The following is a 19187-nucleotide window of genomic DNA, read 5'->3' as shown; positions in this document are numbered from 1 at the left end:
TTCAGTGGGTGGCGAATAGCGAATAGCGAATGTCACCATTCGCTACTCGCCGGTCCCTATTCTCGTAATTACTCGATGATCGAGGCGACGACGCCGGCGCCGACGGTACGGCCGCCTTCGCGGATCGCGAAGCGGAGCTTCTCTTCCATCGCGATCGGCACGATCAGGTGCACTTCCATCGCGATGTTGTCGCCCGGCATCACCATCTCGGTGCCTTCCGGCAGATGCACGACACCGGTCACGTCGGTGGTGCGGAAGTAGAACTGCGGACGGTAGTTGGTGAAGAACGGGGTGTGGCGGCCGCCCTCTTCCTTGGTGAGGATGTAGGCCTCAGCCTTGAACTTGGTGTGCGGCTTGACCGAACCCGGCTTCGCCAGCACCTGACCGCGCTCGACGTCCTCGCGCTTGGTGCCGCGGAGCAGCGCACCGATGTTGTCGCCGGCCTGGCCCTGATCGAGCAGCTTGCGGAACATTTCGACGCCGGTGACGGTGGTCTTCTGGGTCGCACGCAGACCGACGATCTCGATTTCCTCGCCGACCTTGACGATGCCGCGCTCGACACGGCCGGTCACCACGGTGCCGCGGCCCGAGATTGAGAACACGTCTTCAACCGGCATCAGGAACGGCTGGTCGATCGGACGCTCCGGCTGCGGGATGTACTCGTCGACGTTGCGCATCAGCTCGAGGATGGCGTCGTGGCCGAGCTTCTTGTCCGAATCTTCGAGAGCGGCGAGCGCCGAGCCCTTGATGATCGGGATCTTGTCGCCCGGGAATTCGTACTTCGAGAGCAGCTCGCGGACTTCGAGCTCGACGAGCTCGAGCAGCTCCGGATCGTCGACCATGTCGCACTTGTTGAGGAACACGACGAGCGCGGGCACGCCGACCTGGCGGGCGAGCAGGATGTGCTCGCGGGTCTGCGGCATCGGGCCGTCAGCGGCCGACACGACCAGGATCGCACCGTCCATCTGGGCGGCGCCGGTGATCATGTTCTTCACGTAGTCGGCGTGGCCGGGGCAGTCGACGTGGGCGTAGTGGCGGTTCTTGGTCTCGTACTCGACGTGCGCGGTCGAGATCGTGATGCCGCGCGCCTTCTCTTCCGGCGCTTTGTCGATCTGGTCGTACGCGGTGAACGTCGCACCGCCGGTCTCGGCGAGGATCTTGGTGATCGCCGCGGTCAGCGACGTCTTGCCATGGTCGACGTGACCGATGGTGCCGATGTTGCAGTGCGGCTTGTTACGTTCAAACTTTGCTTTGGCCATTTGACTCTCCGTTCAATCGTCAGCTTGAGACCGACGACAATCAGGCAAACTTCTTTTGGACTTCTGCCGACACGTTGGCCGGCGCTTCTGCGTAGTGATCGAACTGCATGGTGAAGGTTGCGCGACCCTGGCTCATCGAGCGCAGGTTATTCACGTAACCGAACATGTTCATGAGCGGCACCATCGCGTTGATGACGTTGGCGTTGCCGCGCATGTCTTGACCCTGGATCTGACCGCGCCGGGAATTCAGGTCGCCGATGACCGAGCCGGTGTAGTCTTCCGGGGTCACCACTTCGACCTTCATGATCGGCTCGAGCAGGACGGACTTGCCCTTCTGCAGCGCTTCGCGGAATGCCGCGCGCGATGCGATTTCGAAGGCCAGCGCCGACGAGTCGACGTCGTGGTACTTGCCGTCGACGAGCTGAACCTTGACGTCGACCACGGGGAAGCCCGCGACGACACCAGAGCTCATCACGCTGTTGAGGCCCTTTTCGACGCCGGGGATGTATTCCTTCGGGACCGCACCGCCGACGATCTTGGACTCGAACTCGTAACCCTTGCCGGGCTCGTTCGGCTCGACCACGATCGACACTTCCGCGAACTGACCGGTACCGCCGGTCTGCTTCTTGTGGGTGTACTTGACCTCGGCCTTCTTGGTGACGCGCTCACGGAACGCAACCTGCGGCGCGCCGATGTTGGCGTCGACCTTGTAGGTGCGCTTGAGGATGTCGACCTTGATGTCGAGATGGAGCTCGCCCATGCCCTTGAGGATGGTTTGGCCGGACTCCTGGTCGGTCGACACGCGGAAGGACGGATCCTCCGCGGCGAGCTTGGCTAGCGCCACGCCCAGCTTTTCCTGGTCGGCCTTGGACTTCGGCTCGATCGCGATCTCGATGACCGGCTCGGGGAATTCCATCTTCTCCAGGATCACCTGCTTGTCGGGATCGCACAGCGTGTCACCGGTGCGCGCTTCCTTCAGGCCGGCCAGCGCGACGATGTCGCCGGCATAGGCTTCCTTGATGTCCTCGCGGTTGTTCGCATGCATCAGCAGCATGCGCCCGATGCGCTCCTTCTTCTCGCGCGTCGAGTTCACGACACCGGTGCCGCTCTGCAGGATGCCCGAATAGATGCGGCAGAAGGTGATGGTGCCGACGAACGGGTCGTCCATGATCTTGAACGCCAGCAGCGCGAGCGGCTCCTTGTCGTCGGCCTTGCGCACGACCTCGTTGCCGCGGTCGTCGGTGCCCTTGATCGCGGGCACGTCGATCGGCGACGGCAGGTAGTCGACAACGGCGTCGAGCAGCGGCTGCACGCCCTTGTTCTTGAAGGCCGAGCCGCACAGCACGGGATAGAACGCGCCGGTCAGCACCGCCTTGCGGATCAGCCGCTTCAGCGTCGCTTCGTCCGGCTCGTTGCCGTCGAGGAAGGCGGCCAATGCGTCGTCGTCGAGCTCGACGGCGGCTTCCACCATCTTCTCGCGGTATTCCTTGGCCTGCTCGACGAGATCTTCCGGGATGTCGACATAGTCGAACTTCGCGCCGAGCGATTCATCGTTCCAGACGATGCCCTTCATCTTCACGAGGTCGACGAGACCCTTGAAGTTGTTCTCGGCACCGATCGGAAGCTGGATCGCGATCGGCTTGGCGCCGAGGCGGTCGACGATGTCGGACAGGCACTTGAAGAAATCGGCGCCGGTCTTGTCCATCTTGTTGGCGAAGACGATGCGCGGAACCTTGTACTTGTCGCCCTGGCGCCAGACGGTCTCGGTCTGGGGCTCGACGCCCTGGTTCGAGTCGAGCACGCAGACGGCGCCATCGAGCACGCGCAGCGAACGCTCGACTTCGATGGTGAAGTCGACGTGGCCGGGGGTGTCGATGATGTTCAGGCGCTTGCCGGCCCAGAAGGCGGTGGTCGCAGCCGAGGTGATCGTGATGCCACGCTCCTGCTCCTGCTCCATCCAGTCCATCGTCGCGGCACCTTCGTGCACTTCGCCGATCTTGTGGCTCTTGCCGGTGTAATAGAGGATGCGCTCGGTCGTCGTCGTCTTGCCGGCGTCGATATGCGCCATGATACCGAAGTTACGGTAGTCCTCGATGGCATGTTGGCGGGGCATGGGGTGTTCCTTGCGAGTCCGTTTGTTTCGCCGTTACCAGCGATAGCGCGAGAAGGCGCGGTTGGCTTCCGCCATCCGGTGCACGTCTTCACGCTTCTTGACGGCGTTCCCACGGTTGTTCGATGCGTCCAGAAGCTCAGCCGAGAGCCGCTCGGTCATCGTCTTCTCGTTGCGCTCGCGCGCGGCCGAGATCAGCCAGCGGATGCCCAGCGCCTGCCGGCGGGTGGAGCGAACTTCGACCGGAACCTGGTAGGTCGCGCCGCCGACGCGGCGGGAACGAACCTCGATCGTCGGCATGACGTTCTCGAGCGCCTGCTCGAACACGCCGAGCGGGTTCTGCTTGGTCTTGGTTTCGATGATGCCAAACGCACCGTAGACGATGCCTTCGGCGACCGACTTCTTGCCGGCGTACATCACCGAGTTCATGAACTTCGTGACGATGATGTTCCCGAACTTCGGATCCGGGAGAACTTCACGCTTTTCCGCTGAGTGGCGACGAGACATTGAGCTGGTTCCCGCTTACTTCGGACGCTTGGCGCCGTACTTCGAACGACGCTGCTTACGGTTCTTGACGCCCTGGGTATCCAGAACGCCGCGGAGGATGTGATAGCGCACGCCGGGCAAGTCCTTGACGCGGCCGCCGCGGATCATGACCACCGAGTGCTCCTGAAGGTTATGGCCCTCACCCGGGATGTAGCCGATCACCTCGAAGCCGTTGGTCAGGCGCACCTTGGCAACCTTACGAAGCGCCGAGTTCGGCTTCTTCGGGGTCGTGGTGTAGACGCGGGTGCAAACACCACGCTTCTGCGGCGACTGCTGCAGCGCCGGCACCTTCTTGCGCGACTTCTGCACTTCACGCGGTTGAGCGATCAGCTGGTTGATCGTCGGCATCCTGGCCTTACCCTTTGTTCTGCCGCGGTCCCTTCCGGGTCCGCTGTCTTGGCGCGGCCCGTTGCCGGAACCGCAATTCTGTTCGGGCCACCCGCCCGACGAGGTCGCCCCGCACGGAACAATCCGCACAAAGCGAAATTGCGCCAACCGCTCCATCACCGAGCGGAAAGCGTTACGACGCCACAGAGGACCGCAGTTTCAGGCCAATCAGCATAAAGCTGCGGCCCGCGCACCGAGGTCATGCATCCGAATTCGACCTCAAGAGAACGAGCTCTAGAGACCTAAAATCGCACTGGCATTGCCTAGCTATGATCGACAGCGTTTGAGCGGCATTCGTCGAGGTTGGTGCCCGTCTTCAACGACCCCTGAGGGATCAACGGGTGGCCCGTTCCGACGTTGGCGATGCTCACCGCCTGTCGTTAAGTGAGGCGCTTTCTATAAGTGGGAATCGATCAAGTCAAGGCGAAACGACAGTCAGAAAGCGCTTCTCGCGCCTATGGAATTCGCCTGTTGGCCGCCCTCGCCGCGCTTCCACGATGTGGGAACGACGTGCCCATTCCGCTAGCCCTAGATCTATTTATACCCGGGTGATATATACTTTTATAACCCCAGCTAAGGCTTTTTTTCCTGTTGATGCGTCAAACTGCCGCCTTCGGCGGAGATTGGCCCCCATGCGGTACACCGACATTGCCATTATCGGCGGGGGATTCTCCGGCTCGATCGCTGCCGCAATGCTCGGCCGCGCCGGTATTTCGACGGTGCTGATCGATCCGCATGAGAGCTATCCGCCGGACTTTCGAGTCGAAAAACTCAGCGGCCACGTCCAGGTCGAGCGATTCCTGAAGACCGGAATCGCAGAATCAGTGCCGCGCCGCGCGACCTTTGCCGGCGAGAACTGGATCGCCCGCTTCGGTCGCCTGCTCGACAAGGCGCCGAGCCGGCAGTTCAACATCCTCTACGATTCGCTGGTCAACGCCGTCCGCGACGAAATCCCTGTCAGCGTCGAGCGCATCTGCGCCAAGGCCTTGGCGGTCGAGACCAGTCCGGAGCGGCAGAAGATCACGCTCTCCAACGACGAGACGATATCGGCCCGCCTGGTCGTGCTGGCCAACGGCCGGAACGTCGGCCTGCGCCACCAGCTCGGCATCGCCCGCAAGGTCGTCAGCGCCTGCCATTCGATCTCGATCGGGTTCGACGTGGTCCCGGCGGGACGGAATTCGTTCGACTTCCCCGCACTCACCTATTTCTCGGAGCGACCGAGCGATTGCATCCCCTACATCACGCTGTTTCCGATCGGCACGCGGATGCGCGCCAATCTGTTCGTCTACCGCGGCTTCGACGATCCCTGGCTGCGCGAGCTGCGCCGTGCACCCGCTGAAACGCTGGACGCCGCCCTGCCCCGGCTCAAGCGCATCACCGGCGCCTTCGACATCCCCGGTGAGCTGAAGGTCCGCCCGGTCGATCTCTACGTGAACGACCCTCGCGGCCAGCCTGGAATCGTGCTGGTCGGAGATGCCTTCTCGACCTCCTGTCCCGTCGCCGGCACCGGCTGCGACAAGGTCTTCACCGACGTCGAGCGGCTCTGCAACGTCTACATCCCGCACTGGCTTTCCTCCGACGGGATGAATGCGGCCAAGATCGCCGGTTTCTACGCCGATCCGGTCAAGCAAGCCTGCGATGCGTGGGCCGCAGCGAAGGCGTTCGACTTCCGCTCAGTCTCGACCGCGACGAGCCCTTACTGGACCGCGCAGCGCTGGGCGCGCTTCATCGCCTGGTCGGCTCAAGGCCTGCTGCGGCCGCTCGGAGGCGCCTTCGATCTGGAGCCGAACGTCCTCGGTCACTCCTCCTCGTCGTCCTCATCATCATCCTCGAGGTCGTCTTCATCCTCGTCGTCACCGTCGCTGTCGTCATCGGCCTGAGCCACCGCGCCATGCGGCTGGTGGATCTGGTCGTTCCACAGCTTGCGATAGGTGCCGTTCCTGGCGAGCAGCTCGGCATGCGACCCGCGCTCGATCGCCCTGCCCCCTGAAATCACGATGATCTCGTCCATCTCGACCACCGAGGTCAGGCGGTGGGTCGACCAGATCATGGTGCGGCCCTTGGCGACCTTGAGCAGCGTGCGGTTGATCGCAGCCTCCGTGGTCTGGTCCAACGCCGAGGTGGCTTCGTCCAGCAGCAGCACGGACGGGTTGCGGATGATCGCGCGCGCGATCGCGATGCGCTGGCGCTGGCCGCCCGACAGTGTATCGCCGCGCTCGCCCACCGGCGTGTCGTAGCGCTGCGGCAGGCTCATGATGTAGCGATGGATCTCGGCCTTCTTGGCCGCCTCCTCCACCTCCGCGTCGGTCGCGCCCTCCTTGCCGAGCCGGATGTTCTCGCGGATCGACATGTTGAACAGCATGTTCTCCTGGAACACCACCGCCATGCTCCGGCGCAGCGAATCCAGCGTCACCTTGCGGACGTCGACACCGTCGATGGTGACGCGGCCCTCGTCAGGCACGTAGAGCCGCAGGATCAGGTTGAGCAGCGTACTCTTGCCGGAGCCTGAGGGGCCGACAATGGCGATGCTCTTGCCGACATTGAGCTTGAGGCTGAGATTGTCCAGCACCGGCGTCTGGCTGCCTTCGTACTGGAAGGTCACGCGGTCGAAGGTGATGTCGTGTGTAATGCGCGGCAGATCGGGCGCGCCGGCACGATCGGCCCCGCGCGTCGGCTCGTCGAGCAGCTCCTGGATGTGCCGGATCGCGGCGGCCGAGGAGATCGACACCGGGATGAAATGCATCACATGGGCGATGTTGTAGGAGACCTCCCAGAACGCGCTCTCGAAGGTGACGAAGGTGCCGATGGTGATCTGGCCCTTGGTCGCCAGATACGCACCGATCGCGAGCACCACGAGGTGCAGGAGCAGCACCGAGATGGTGACCGTCCGCTCCACCATGGTCGACAGGAACGCGGCTGAGGCGATCCTGTTGCGGGTCTCGTCGTTGCGGAAGCTGAAGAAGCCGAACATCCGGCGTTGCAGGCTGAACGCCTTGATGACGGCCTGTGCCGCCACGTTCTCCTGCACCATGCCGAGCAGCGCGGATTCATTGAGCTTCTGCTCGTAATTGGCCTGCACCGCCTTCGGGGTGAGCATGCGCGGACCGATCAGCGTGATCGGAAACACCAGCAGCGCAACCACCGCGAGCTGCCAGTTCAGGAACACCATCAGGATGATGCCCGCGATCAATTCCAGGAACGGCAGCGCCGCGCTGTTGGCGAAGGTCTTGACCGAGCCTTCGAAGGCGGCGAGGTCGACGGAAAAACGCGACAGGATCTCGCCGCGCTTGGTGCGGCCGAAATAGGCCGCCGGCAGGTCCTGGACGTGCTCGAACAGGTGCTTGCGGACGTCGGAGATGATGCAGGCCGCGAGCCGCGCGTCCCAGCGCTCGTACCAGACCGCCACGATCGAGGTGAAGATGCCGGCGGCCGCGAGCACGCCGAGGATCTTGTACAGCGCCTGGAAATCCTCTTCGCCGAGCGCGTCGTCGATCAGGAACTTCAGGCTGAGCGGCATGATGACGTTGAACAGCGTCTCGACGACGACGCCGAATGCCACGAACGACAGCATCCGCTTGTAGTTGGTCAGATAGGGCTTGACGAAACCCACGATGGTCGCGAGCGCGCCGGCGGCCTCGCGCGCGGTAAAGACGACGAGGTCCTCGTCCTCATCGTCGTCATCGAGTTCCAGCTCGTCGTCCTCCTCGCCTTCGTCGTCCTCGTCGTCTTCGAGGTCCGGCTTGGCGGTGGGGGCAAGCTTGTCGAGCTCGGCCGCCTCTTCCACGGCGAGCTTCTGTTTGTCTGGAGAAGGAGGCTTGGACGCCATGAAACCAACGAATGCTGACGGCCGGCATGGACCGCAGAGAAAGCAGGAAATAGCGGAAACCGCTACTGCACTGATTCTATGCGATCAGGATGAATTCGGCAAAGCAATTGGCGAATCCGCTCCGATCCTTGCGGCTAGTCGTCGTCCCCGTCTTCGACCTTGTCGAAGAAGGAATAGCGCAGACTGTCGGCGTCGGCGTACCACTGGCCCGGCCCCTTGTTGGCGGCGAGCGTCGCCTCCCAGAGCGCATCGGCGCAGTCCTTGCGGTGCATCGACAGGTCGAAGCCGTTGCCGAAGAACAGTTCGGACCATTCCCACCAGGTGCCGAGCTTCTTGACCCCGCGCAGGAGGTCGTAGCGGTCGATCACGGCCGAGGCCATGTCCGAGGTGATCGAGCCGAACACGACGCCGGTCTTGACCACGCGGTTGAGCTCGCGAATCGCGCGGACCACCTGCTTCGGGGAAATGTGGCAGAGGCTGGTCTCGAACACGAAGTCGAAGGCGCCGTCCTTGAACGGCATGTCGGTGATCGAGCCGAGCTTGTTGTACTTCTTCAACGCCTTCGGCGTTTTGGCGTGGATGGCGCGGTTGTTCTCGATGCCGTAGGCATCGATGCCGCGCTCGCGCAGCGCGCCGACCAATTCGCCGCTGGCCGAGCCCGCGACCAACAGCTTGGCGCCCTTGGCCTTGCCCCAGACGATGCTGATCAGCCTGGCGAGGTAATCGGGATCGGTGAAATGGCGCCACGCCTCGCTATAGGGGCCGAGGCCGCGATAATTCTCGAAATAGTCGCGATCGATCTTGTCGGAGAGCGGCTTGTCGTCCTGGGCGCGCTCGCGGCGCAGGCGCATCATCTCGGTCAGGATGATGTCGGTCGCCGCATCCGAGGAGTCCAGCAAGCCGTTCAGCGTCGAGTCGAACAGATAGTCGCCGACCACGACGATGCCGGGATGCTGCTTCGGCTCGGGCCGGTGATTGGTCATGACGTCGCGCACGGGCAGTCCGCCGGGAATCGCGTTCACCGACGACAGCCAGCGGTGAATCTTGCCTTCCATGAAATGCGCACGCGCATCGCCGAGGGAAGCCGGCAGCGACTTCAGCGCGGCGTCGATCAGCTCCTGGTCCGAGAGATTGGCGAAGGCCAGCGCGTCGGAGCCGGGAATGAGCCAGTTCAACACGCCGTGCTTGCCGACGTCGTGGCGCGCGCCCTCGTTGTAGACGCAGCAGCCGCCGAAGGCTTCCGACATGAACCAGGCGCCGGCAATCTTGTCGCCCCAGAATGGAGAGTCGAACAGGATCGAGACGCGCAGGTAATGCGCGGGGCGGTCGAAGTACGAGACGTGCTTGACCATCGACTTGCGGAGCTGCTCGCCTTCCCAGCCGACGGTGCCGAGCCAGGAATGCGGCAGGCAGACCAGCACGAGGTCGAAGTCGCGCGTCTCCGGCCCCTTGCCGTTCATCATCTTGAGCTGGTAGCGGCCGGTCGGCGCCTTGCCGACGGTAAGCACGCGGTGATTGAGCTGGATGTCGGCGTTGACCTCCGACTGGAGGCACTCGATCAGCTGCTCATTGCCGTTCTGGATCGAATAGAGGCCGATATAGCCGTCGACGTCCATCAGGTAGTTCTTGAGCGCGTTGAGGCCGTTGGTGTTGTGGCTCTCGGTCGCGATGTCGGAGCGCGCCATCACCTTGAAGAAGCGCTTTGCGGTCTCGTCCTCGACCTCCTCGTCGAGCACCTGCTCGGCGGTCTTGTAGGCCCAGGGATTCTCGTTGTCGTGCGCGCCGACGCCCTCGTAATATTCGATCGGCGACATCGCCTCGGCGCAGCGCTGGCGGAACGCCTCGATCGCGGCCGCGGTCTTGGCGCCATATTTGCGGCGCATGCCCGGCACGTCGTTCAGCAGCTCGCCGCCGAACTGCACCTGCTCGGCATCCATCGGAATGGTCTGAAGCCCGAAATGCTGGATCAGCTCGCGCAGCGGATCCGGGCCAGTCATCGAGTAGTCGTAGATCTCGGCAACGCCGGCCTCGTACATCGCGGGCGCGGAATCGAATTTGCGGGTGACGATCTTGCCGCCGAGCCGGTCGGATGCCTCGTAGATGGTGACGCGGCAGAGGTCGCCGAGCTTACGCTTCAGATACCAGGCGCTCATCAGCCCGCCGGGGCCGCCGCCTACGATTGCGAGATCAAGCATATGAGTTCCGTGGTCTCCGGCCCTGCCCCCGTCACGGGACCACCGGTCTAAACTCCCCTAGCAGAAGCGCTTTTACGCCTGAAGGAAAGATGAACAAAGGTTGATCCTGCATCGCAGCAAGCAAAGAAAGCAGCAAAAAGGCCGGCTTGCGCCGGCCTTTTCATTGTCCTCGGTATTCCTACGGATGAACCATCATTCCGCGGGCGGCAGCGCAGGAAGCTCCGCTTCCGGTGCGGGCGACACGACGGCCGCCTGCTTCTCGCGCTCGTCCAGGATCAGCTTGTCGCGCTTCATCGCGACTTCGCGGATCTTGGCCATGGAGGCGCCGGTGCCCGCCGGGATCAGCCGGCCGACGATGACGTTCTCCTTGAGGCCTTCGAGCGGATCGACCTTGCCGTTGACCGCCGCTTCGGTGAGGACGCGGGTGGTCTCCTGGAACGAGGCCGCCGAGAAGAAGGAGCGGGTCTGGAGGCTCGCCTTGGTGATGCCGAGCAGAACCGGCGTACCCGTGGCGATCTTCTTGCCCTCTTCCTTGGCCTTCTCGTTGAGCGCGTCGAACTCGATCTTGTCGACCTGCTCGCCGGAGATCATGTCCGTGTCGCCCTGGTCGGTGACTTCCACCTTCTGGAGCATCTGACGGACAATCACCTCGATGTGCTTGTCGTTGATGAGCACGCCCTGGAGCCGGTAGACCTCCTGGATCTCGTTGACCAGATAGGCCGCGAGTTCCTCGATGCCCTTGACCGCCAGGATGTCGTGCGGCGCCGGGTTGCCTTCCACGATGAAGTCGCCCTTTTCGACGACGTCGCCGTCCTGAAGGTGGATGTGCTTGCCCTTCGGGATCAGGTACTCGCGCGGCTCGTCGGTCTTGTCCATCGGCTCGATCGAGATGCGACGCTTGTTCTTGTAGTCGCGCCCGAACCGGATGGTGCCCGCGATTTCGGCGATGATCGCCGCATCCTTCGGACGCCGTGCCTCGAACAGTTCCGCCACCCGCGGCAGACCGCCGGTGATGTCACGCGTCTTGGCGCTTTCGGTCGAGACACGGGCGAGGATGTCGCCCGGATTGACCTTGGCTCCGACGTCGACCGAGAGAATGGCGTCGACCGACAGCATGTAGCGGGCATCGCCGCCACGGGCGAGCTTGAGCACCTTGCCGTCCTTGCCCTTGACCACGATGGCCGGACGCAGGTCCGAGCCGCCGCGGGTCGAGCGCCAGTCGATGACCACGCGCTTGGCGATACCGGTGGCCTCGTCGAGCGTTTCCGAGATCGACTGCCCCTCGACCAGATCCTCGAAGCCGATGGTACCTTCGACTTCGGTGAGCAGCGGACGGGTGTAGGGATCCCACTCGACGATGCGCTGGCCGCGCTTGACGGTGTCGCCCTCGTCGACGTGCAGGCGCGAGCCGTACTGGATACGGTGCGTCGCACGCTCGGTGCCGTCGGCATCGACGATCGCCACCACCATGTTGCGGACCATCGCGACCAGGTGACCTTCGCTGTTGCGGGCGATGGCCTTGTTCCGGATCACGATCTTGCCGTCGAAGTTGGATTCGACGAACGACTGCTCGTTGAGCTGCGCCGCACCACCGATGTGGAAGGTGCGCATGGTCAGCTGGGTGCCGGGCTCGCCGATCGACTGCGCCGCGATGACGCCGACCGCTTCGCCGTGGTTGACCGGCGTGCCGCGGGCGAGGTCGCGGCCGTAGCACTTGCCGCAGATGCCGTTGACGAGCTCGCAGGTCAGCGCCGAGCGGATCTTCACCTCCTGGACGCCACCCTGCTGGATGGCATCGAGGTGGCTCTCTTCCATCAGCGTACCGCGCTTGATGATCACCTTGCCCGAGCTGTCACGCACGTCTTCGCAGGCCGTGCGTCCGAGGATGCGCGAGCCGAGCGAAGCGACCACGGTGCCGGCATCGACGATGGCGCGCATCTTGATGCCGAGCTTGGTGCCGCAATCGTCCTGCGTGATGATGCAGTCCTGCGCGACGTCGACGAGACGACGGGTCAGGTAGCCCGAGTTCGCGGTCTTCAACGCGGTGTCCGCGAGGCCCTTGCGGGCGCCGTGGGTCGAGTTGAAGTACTCGAGCACCGAGAGGCCTTCCTTGAAGTTCGAGATGATCGGCGTCTCGATGATCTCGCCCGACGGCTTGGCCATCAGGCCGCGCATGCCGGCGAGCTGGCGCATCTGGGCCGGCGAACCGCGGGCGCCGGAGTGAGCCATCATGTAGATCGAGTTGATGTCGGCATCGGCTCCGCTCGCCGTCTTCTTGGTGGCGGAGATCTCCTTCATCATCGCCTTGGCGATTTCTTCCGTGGCCTTCGACCAGGCGTCGACGACCTTGTTGTACTTCTCGCCATGGGTGATCAGGCCGTCGTTGTACTGCTGCTCGAAGTCCTTCGCCAGCGTACGGGTGGTGTCGACGATCTTCCACTTGCCGTGCGGCACGACCATGTCGTCCTTGCCGAACGAGATGCCGGCCTTGAACGCGTTGTAGAAGCCGAGCGCCATGATGCGGTCGCAGAAGATCACCGTCTCCTTCTGGCCGCAGTGACGGTAGACCTGGTCGATGACGCCCGAGATCTCGCGCTTGGTCATCAGCTTGTTGATGATCTCGTACGAAATCCGCGGGTTCTTCGGCAGCAGATTGCCGAGCATGACGCGGCCCGCAGTGGTCTCGATCCAGCGCGTCGAGACCTTGCCGGTCTCGTCCATGCCCTGCCACCGATACTTGATCTTGGTGTGGAGATGGATGACCTTCGCGTGCAGCGCGTGCTCGAGCTCGGCCATGTCGCCGAAGATCTTGCCCTCGCCGGGCAGGCCTTCGCGCATGATCGAGACGTAGTAGAGACCGAGCACGATGTCCTGCGACGGCACGATGATCGGCTGGCCGTTCGCCGGATGCAGGATGTTGTTGGTCGACATCATCAGGACGCGCGCTTCCAGCTGCGCTTCGAGCGACAGCGGAACGTGCACGGCCATCTGGTCGCCGTCGAAGTCGGCGTTGAACGCGGCGCAGACCAGCGGATGCAGCTGGATCGCCTTGCCCTCGATCAGCACGGGCTCGAACGCCTGGATGCCGAGACGATGCAGCGTCGGCGCGCGGTTGAGCAGCACCGGATGCTCGCGGATCACCTCGTCCAGGATGTCCCAGACCTCGGGCCGCTCCTTCTCGACCAGCTTCTTGGCCTGCTTCACGGTGGTGGACAGGCCCTTGGCGTCAAGCCGCGAATAGATGAACGGCTTGAACAGCTCGAGCGCCATCTTCTTCGGCAGGCCGCACTGATGCAGGCGCAGCTCGGGACCGACCACGATCACCGAACGGCCCGAATAGTCGACGCGCTTGCCGAGCAGGTTCTGGCGGAAGCGGCCCTGCTTGCCCTTGAGCATGTCGGCGAGCGACTTCAGCGGGCGCTTGTTGGCACCCGTGATGACGCGGCCGCGGCGACCGTTGTCGAACAGGGCATCGACCGCTTCCTGAAGCATGCGCTTCTCGTTGCGGATGATGATGTCGGGCGCGCGCAGCTCCATCAGCCGCTTCAAGCGGTTGTTGCGGTTGATGACGCGGCGGTAGAGGTCGTTGAGGTCCGAGGTCGCGAAGCGGCCGCCGTCCAGCGGCACCAGCGGACGCAGGTCCGGCGGGATCACCGGGACCACGGTCATGATCATCCATTCCGGCTTGTTGCCGGAGTGGCGGAACGCTTCGACGATCTTCAGGCGCTTGGCGAGCTTCTTGTGCTTGATGTCGGAGTCGGTCTCCTGCATCTCGACGCGCAAGGAGGCCTCGAGCTTCTCGAGGTCCATGCCCTTGAGCAGCTCGCGGATCGCTTCCGCGCCGATCATGGCGGTGAAGGAATCCTGGCCGTACTCGTCCTGCGCCTTCAGATACTCGTCTTCCGACAAGAGCTGACGGTCCTTCAGCGCGGTGAGGCCCGGCTCCAGCACGACGTAGTATTCGAAGTAGAGGATCCGCTCGAGATCCTTCAGCGTCATGTCGAGCAGGAGGCCGATGCGCGAGGGCAGCGACTTCAGGAACCAGATGTGGGCGACCGGGGCTGCGAGCTCGATATGGCCCATGCGCTCGCGCCGGACGCGCGACAGCGTGACCTCGACCGAGCACTTCTCGCAGATGATGCCCTTGTACTTCATGCGCTTGTACTTGCCGCACAAGCACTCGTAGTCCTTGATCGGCCCGAAGATGCGGGCGCAGAACAGGCCGTCGCGCTCGGGCTTGAAGGTACGGTAGTTGATGGTCTCCGGCTTCTTGATCTCGCCGTAGGACCAGGACAGAATCTTCTCTGGAGACGCGATCGAGATCCGGATCTGGTCGAAGACCTGAGCCGGAGTCGTCGGATTGAAGAGATTCATAATTTCTTGGTTCATCGTCTTCTCCTCGCGCGCCGGTCGCCTCCGGCGGCAAATTCGAAAATCACTCGAGCGGGGCGCCCTGCCCTCAAGGCCTCAGGAGGGGCGCCAATGCCCGGCCGAGACGGCCGGGCATGAATGGTCGAATTACTCGGCCGCTTCCGACGTCGGCGCCGGTCCCATCTTGGAGTTGTGCAGGTCGACGTTGAGGCCGAGCGAGCGCATTTCCTTGACCAGCACGTTGAACGATTCCGGAATACCGGCCTCGAACGTGTCGTCGCCGCGCACGATCGCCTCGTACACCTTGGTGCGGCCGGCGACGTCGTCCGACTTCACCGTCAGCATCTCCTGGAGCGTGTACGCCGCGCCGTAAGCCTCGAGCGCCCACACCTCCATTTCGCCGAAGCGCTGGCCGCCGAACTGCGCCTTACCGCCCAGCGGCTGCTGGGTGACGAGCGAGTACGGACCGATCGAACGCGCATGGATCTTGTCGTCGACGAGATGGTGCAGCTTGAGCATGTAGATGTAGCCCACCGTCACCTTGCGATCGAACGGATCGCCGGTGCGGCCGTCATAGACGGTCGACTGACCCGAAGCGTCGAGACCGGCAAGCTTCAGCATCTCCTCGATGTCGGCTTCCTTGGCGCCGTCGAACACCGGCGTCGCGATCGGCACGCCGCGGCTCAGATTATGGCCGAGCTCGATCAGTTCGTTGTCGTTGAGCGACTTGATCGTCTCGTCCTCGCCGTAGACCTTCTTCAAGGTTTCCTTCAGCGGCTTGATGTCCTGCTTCGACAGGTAGGCATCGACGGTCTGGCCGATACGCTTGCCGAGGCCGGCGCAAGCCCAGCCGAGATGGGTCTCGAGGATCTGTCCGACGTTCATGCGCGAGGGCACGCCGAGCGGATTGAGCACGATGTCGGCATGCGTGCCGTCTTCGAGGAACGGCATGTCCTCGATCGGCACGATCTTCGACACCACGCCCTTGTTGCCGTGGCGGCCGGCCATCTTGTCGCCGGGCTGGATCTTGCGCTTCACCGCGACGAAGACCTTGACCATCTTCATCACGCCGGGCGGCAATTCGTCGCCGCGCTGAAGCTTCTCGACCTTGTCGAGGAAGCGCTGCTCGAGCCCCTTCTTCGACTCGTCGTACTGCTTCCGCATGGCCTCGATCTCGGCCATCAGCTTGTCGTTCGGCGACGCGAACAGCCACCACTGCGACTTCGGGTACTCCTCGAGCACCGCACGGGTGATCTTGGTGTCCTTCTTGAAGCCCTTCGGACCCGCAATGCCCTGCCGCCCCTCGAGGAGCTCGGCAAGACGGTTGTAGACGTTGCGGTCCAGGATCGCCTGCTCGTCGTCGCGGTCCTTGGCCAGACGCTCGATCTCTTCCCGCTCGATCGCCAGCGCACGCTCGTCCTTGTCGACGCCGTGACGGTTGAACACGCGCACTTCCACGATCGTGCCCTGCACGCCCGGAGGAACGCGCAGCGAGGTGTCGCGAACGTCGGAGGCCTTCTCACCGAAGATGGCGCGCAGGAGCTTTTCTTCCGGCGTCATCGGGCTTTCGCCCTTCGGCGTGATCTTGCCGACCAGGATGTCGCCGGCGCGCACTTCCGCGCCGATGTAGACGATACCGGCTTCGTCGAGGTTCTTGAGCGCTTCTTCCGAGACGTTCGGAATGTCGCGGGTGATTTCCTCAGGCCCGAGCTTGGTGTCGCGGGCCATCACCTCGAATTCCTCGATGTGGATCGAGGTGAAGACGTCTTCCTTCACGATCCGCTCGGAGAGCAGGATCGAGTCTTCGAAGTTGTAGCCGTTCCACGGCATGAACGCGACCAGCACGTTGCGGCCGAGCGCGAGCTCGCCGAGATCGGTCGACGGACCGTCGGCGATGATGTCGCCCTTCTTGACGATGTCGCCGACCTTCACCAGCGGACGCTGGTTGATGCAGGTCGACTGGTTGGAGCGCTGGTACTTCATCAGCCGGTAGATATCGACGCCCGACTTGGTCGGATCGAGATCTTCGGTGGCGCGGATCACGACGCGGGTAGCGTCGATCTGGTCGATCACGCCCGAGCGGCGCGCCGCGATCGCGGCGCCCGAGTCACGGGCAACGACGCCTTCCATGCCGGTGCCGACGAACGGCGCCTCGGCGCGAACCAGCGGCACCGCCTGGCGCTGCATGTTCGAGCCCATCAGCGCGCGGTTGGCGTCGTCGTTCTCGAGGAACGGGATCAGCGCCGCGGCGACCGAAACGAGCTGCTTCGGCGACACGTCCATGTAGTCGACCTTGTCCGGCGTCACCGGCAAGACTTCGCCGGCGTGACGGCAGACCACGAGGTCTTCGGTGAAGCGGCCCTTCGGGTCGAGCGGCACGTTGGCCTGCGCGACCGTGTAGCGGCCCTCCTCCATCGCCGAGAGGTACACGACCTCGTCGGTGACGCGGCCGTCCTTGACCTTGCGGTACGGCGTCTCGACGAAGCCGTACTTGTTGACGCGCGCGAAGGTCGCGAGCGAGTTGATCAGGCCGATGTTCGGACCTTCCGGCGTCTCGATCGGGCAGATGCGGCCGTAATGCGTCGGATGCACGTCGCGCACCTCGAAGCCGGCGCGCTCGCGGGTCAGACCGCCCGGTCCGAGCGCCGACAGGCGGCGCTTGTGGGTGATCTCCGACAGCGGGTTGGTCTGGTCCATGAACTGCGAGAGCTGCGAGGAGCCGAAGAACTCGCGCACCGCGGCAGCCGCGGGCTTCGCGTTGATCAGGTCCTGCGGCATGACCGTGTCGATGTCGACCGAGGACATGCGCTCCTTGATCGCGCGCTCCATGCGCAGCAGGCCGATGCGGTACTGGTTCTCCATGAGCTCGCCGACCGAACGCACACGGCGGTTGCCGAGATGGTCGATGTCGTCGATCTCGCCCTTGCCGTCGCGAAGGTCCACCAGCGTCTTGATGACGGAGAGGATGTCTTCCTTGCGCAGCGTGCGCTGGGTGTCGGGCGCATCGAGGTCGAGGCGCATGTTCATCTTGACGCGGCCGACCGCGGAGAGGTCGTAGCGCTCGGCGTCGAAGAACAGCGACTGGAACATGGCCTGCGCCGAATCCAGCGTCGGCGGCTCGCCCGGGCGCATCACGCGGTAGATGTCGAACAGCGCGTCCTCACGCGTCATGTTCTTGTCGGCCGAGAGCGTGTTGCGGATGTAGGCGCCGACATTGACGTGGTCGATGTCGAGCAGCGGCAGTTCCTTGTAGCCCTGCTCGTTGAGGGCCTTCATGTTCTTGTCGGTGATCTCCTCGCCGGCCTCGGCGTGGATCTCGCCGGTCTTGGGATTGACGAGATCCTCGGCGAGGTAGTTGCCGACGAGCTCCTCATCCGACAGACGCAGCGCCTTCAGCCCCTTCTCCTGGAGCTGGCGGGCGGCACGGACGGTGAGCTTCTTGCCGGCCTCGAGCACGACCTTGCCGGTGTCGGCGTCGATCAGGTCGTTGATGGTCGAGTAGCCGCGGAAACGGTTGGCGTCGAACGGAACGCGCCAGCCTTCCTTGGTCCGCTTGTACAGGATCTTCTTGTAGAACGTGGACAGGATCGCCTCGCCATCAAGGCCGAGCGCGAACATCAGCGACGTCACCGGAATCTTGCGGCGACGGTCGATACGCGCATAGACGATGTCCTTGGCGTCGAACTCGATGTCGAGCCAGGAGCCGCGATACGGGATCACGCGGGCGGCGAACAGCAGCTTGCCCGAGGAATGGGTCTTGCCCTTGTCGTGGTCGAAGAACACGCCGGGCGAACGGTGCATCTGCGAGACGATGACGCGTTCGGTGCCGTTGACGATGAAGGTGCCGTTCATCGTCATGAGCGGGATGTCGCCCATGTAGACGTCCTGCTCCTTGATGTCCTTCACCGACTTGGCGCCGGTTTCCTCGTCGATATCGAACACGATGAGGCGCAGCGTCACCTTGAGGGGGGCCGCGAAGGTCATGCCGCGCTGGCGGCACTCGTCGACGTCATATTTCGGCTGCTCGAACTCGTAGCGGACGAATTCCAGCATCGAGGTGCCCGAGAAGTCGGAGATCGGGAACACCGAGCGGAACACCGCCTGCAGACCCTCGTCGAGACGGCCGCCCTGGGGTTCGTCGACCATCAGGAACTGATCATAGGACGCCTTCTGAACCTCGATGAGGTTCGGCATCTCGGCGACTTCCTTGATGTGTCCGAAGAACTTGCGAACGCGTTTGCGACCGGTGAATGTCTGCTGCGCCATCGTGGCCTCTCATTTCGTCGCCCGCTCTGGGCGCGCCGTCCAGGACGCAGCTGCCGCCGCTCCCCGGGTTGAATTTTTCGAACCCGTTTTGGAGACCGAAAATCCAGATTCAGGCCGTCATGTCCTGAATCTGTTCTTCAGACCTTCAAAACGCAAAACGACGCGCGGGGCGCATAGGCACGCCCGCCCGTCTCAACGATTGTCTTCACGGACTGCAAAAGCCCGAA

The 19187-nt window shown here is 63.5% G+C and carries 9 protein-coding genes; 1 reads left to right on the top strand and 8 read right to left on the bottom strand.

Features of this window, described 5'->3' with window-relative positions:
* Nucleotides 1–68: 68 nt before the first annotated feature.
* The 4 genes from tuf to rpsL are packed head-to-tail and all read right to left on the bottom strand — an operon-like array spanning nt 69 to nt 4263.
* On the bottom strand, nt 69–1259 hold the full coding sequence (gene tuf / locus XI08_RS03235) for an elongation factor Tu (protein ID WP_011088152.1): 1191 nt from the start codon (nt 1257–1259) through the stop codon (nt 69–71).
* Nucleotides 1260–1299: 40 nt separating this feature from the next.
* The gene (gene fusA, locus XI08_RS03230) at nt 1300–3372 is read right to left on the bottom strand and encodes an elongation factor G (RefSeq protein ID WP_135178089.1); all 2073 of its coding nucleotides are present in this window, start codon (nt 3370–3372) and stop codon (nt 1300–1302) included.
* A gap of 33 nt (nt 3373–3405) precedes the next feature.
* Nucleotides 3406–3876, bottom strand: a complete 471-nt coding sequence (gene rpsG, locus XI08_RS03225; RefSeq protein ID WP_271573335.1) for a 30S ribosomal protein S7 — start codon at nt 3874–3876, stop codon at nt 3406–3408.
* A 15-nt stretch (nt 3877–3891) separates the two neighbouring features.
* Nucleotides 3892–4263 carry a 30S ribosomal protein S12 gene (gene rpsL, locus XI08_RS03220; protein WP_007603006.1) on the bottom strand — a complete coding sequence of 124 codons (372 nt, stop codon included), beginning with the start codon at nt 4261–4263 and terminating at the stop codon, nt 3892–3894.
* Between the two features lie 671 nt (nt 4264–4934).
* Between rpsL and XI08_RS03215 the strand changes: the two genes are divergently transcribed.
* Nucleotides 4935–6182, top strand: a complete 1248-nt coding sequence (locus tag XI08_RS03215; protein ID WP_271573334.1) for an FAD-dependent oxidoreductase — start codon at nt 4935–4937, stop codon at nt 6180–6182.
* Here XI08_RS03215 and XI08_RS03210 read toward each other — a convergent pair.
* The 4 genes from XI08_RS03210 to rpoB form a co-directional block, all read right to left on the bottom strand.
* Nucleotides 6101–8128 carry an ABC transporter ATP-binding protein gene (locus XI08_RS03210; RefSeq protein ID WP_271573333.1) on the bottom strand — a complete coding sequence of 676 codons (2028 nt, stop codon included), beginning with the start codon at nt 8126–8128 and terminating at the stop codon, nt 6101–6103. The genes XI08_RS03215 and XI08_RS03210 overlap by 82 nt on opposite strands.
* A gap of 134 nt (nt 8129–8262) precedes the next feature.
* Nucleotides 8263–10323, bottom strand: a complete 2061-nt coding sequence (locus XI08_RS03205; protein WP_271573332.1) for an FAD-dependent oxidoreductase — start codon at nt 10321–10323, stop codon at nt 8263–8265.
* 192 nt (nt 10324–10515) lie between these two features.
* The gene (gene rpoC, locus XI08_RS03200) at nt 10516–14712 is read right to left on the bottom strand and encodes a DNA-directed RNA polymerase subunit beta' (RefSeq protein WP_271573331.1); all 4197 of its coding nucleotides are present in this window, start codon (nt 14710–14712) and stop codon (nt 10516–10518) included.
* 129 nt (nt 14713–14841) lie between these two features.
* A complete protein-coding gene (gene rpoB / locus XI08_RS03195; protein WP_011088159.1) occupies nt 14842–18960 on the bottom strand; it encodes a DNA-directed RNA polymerase subunit beta in 4119 nt (1372 codons plus the stop codon).
* Nucleotides 18961–19187 lie beyond the last annotated feature (227 nt).

Origin of the sequence: Bradyrhizobium sp. CCBAU 11361 (assembly GCF_028128935.1) — a bacterium.
GTDB classification, from domain to species: domain Bacteria; phylum Pseudomonadota; class Alphaproteobacteria; order Rhizobiales; family Xanthobacteraceae; genus Bradyrhizobium; species Bradyrhizobium niftali.
The sequence above is the reverse complement of the archived record's forward strand: the minus strand, read 5'-3'. Positions and strand labels throughout refer to the sequence as shown.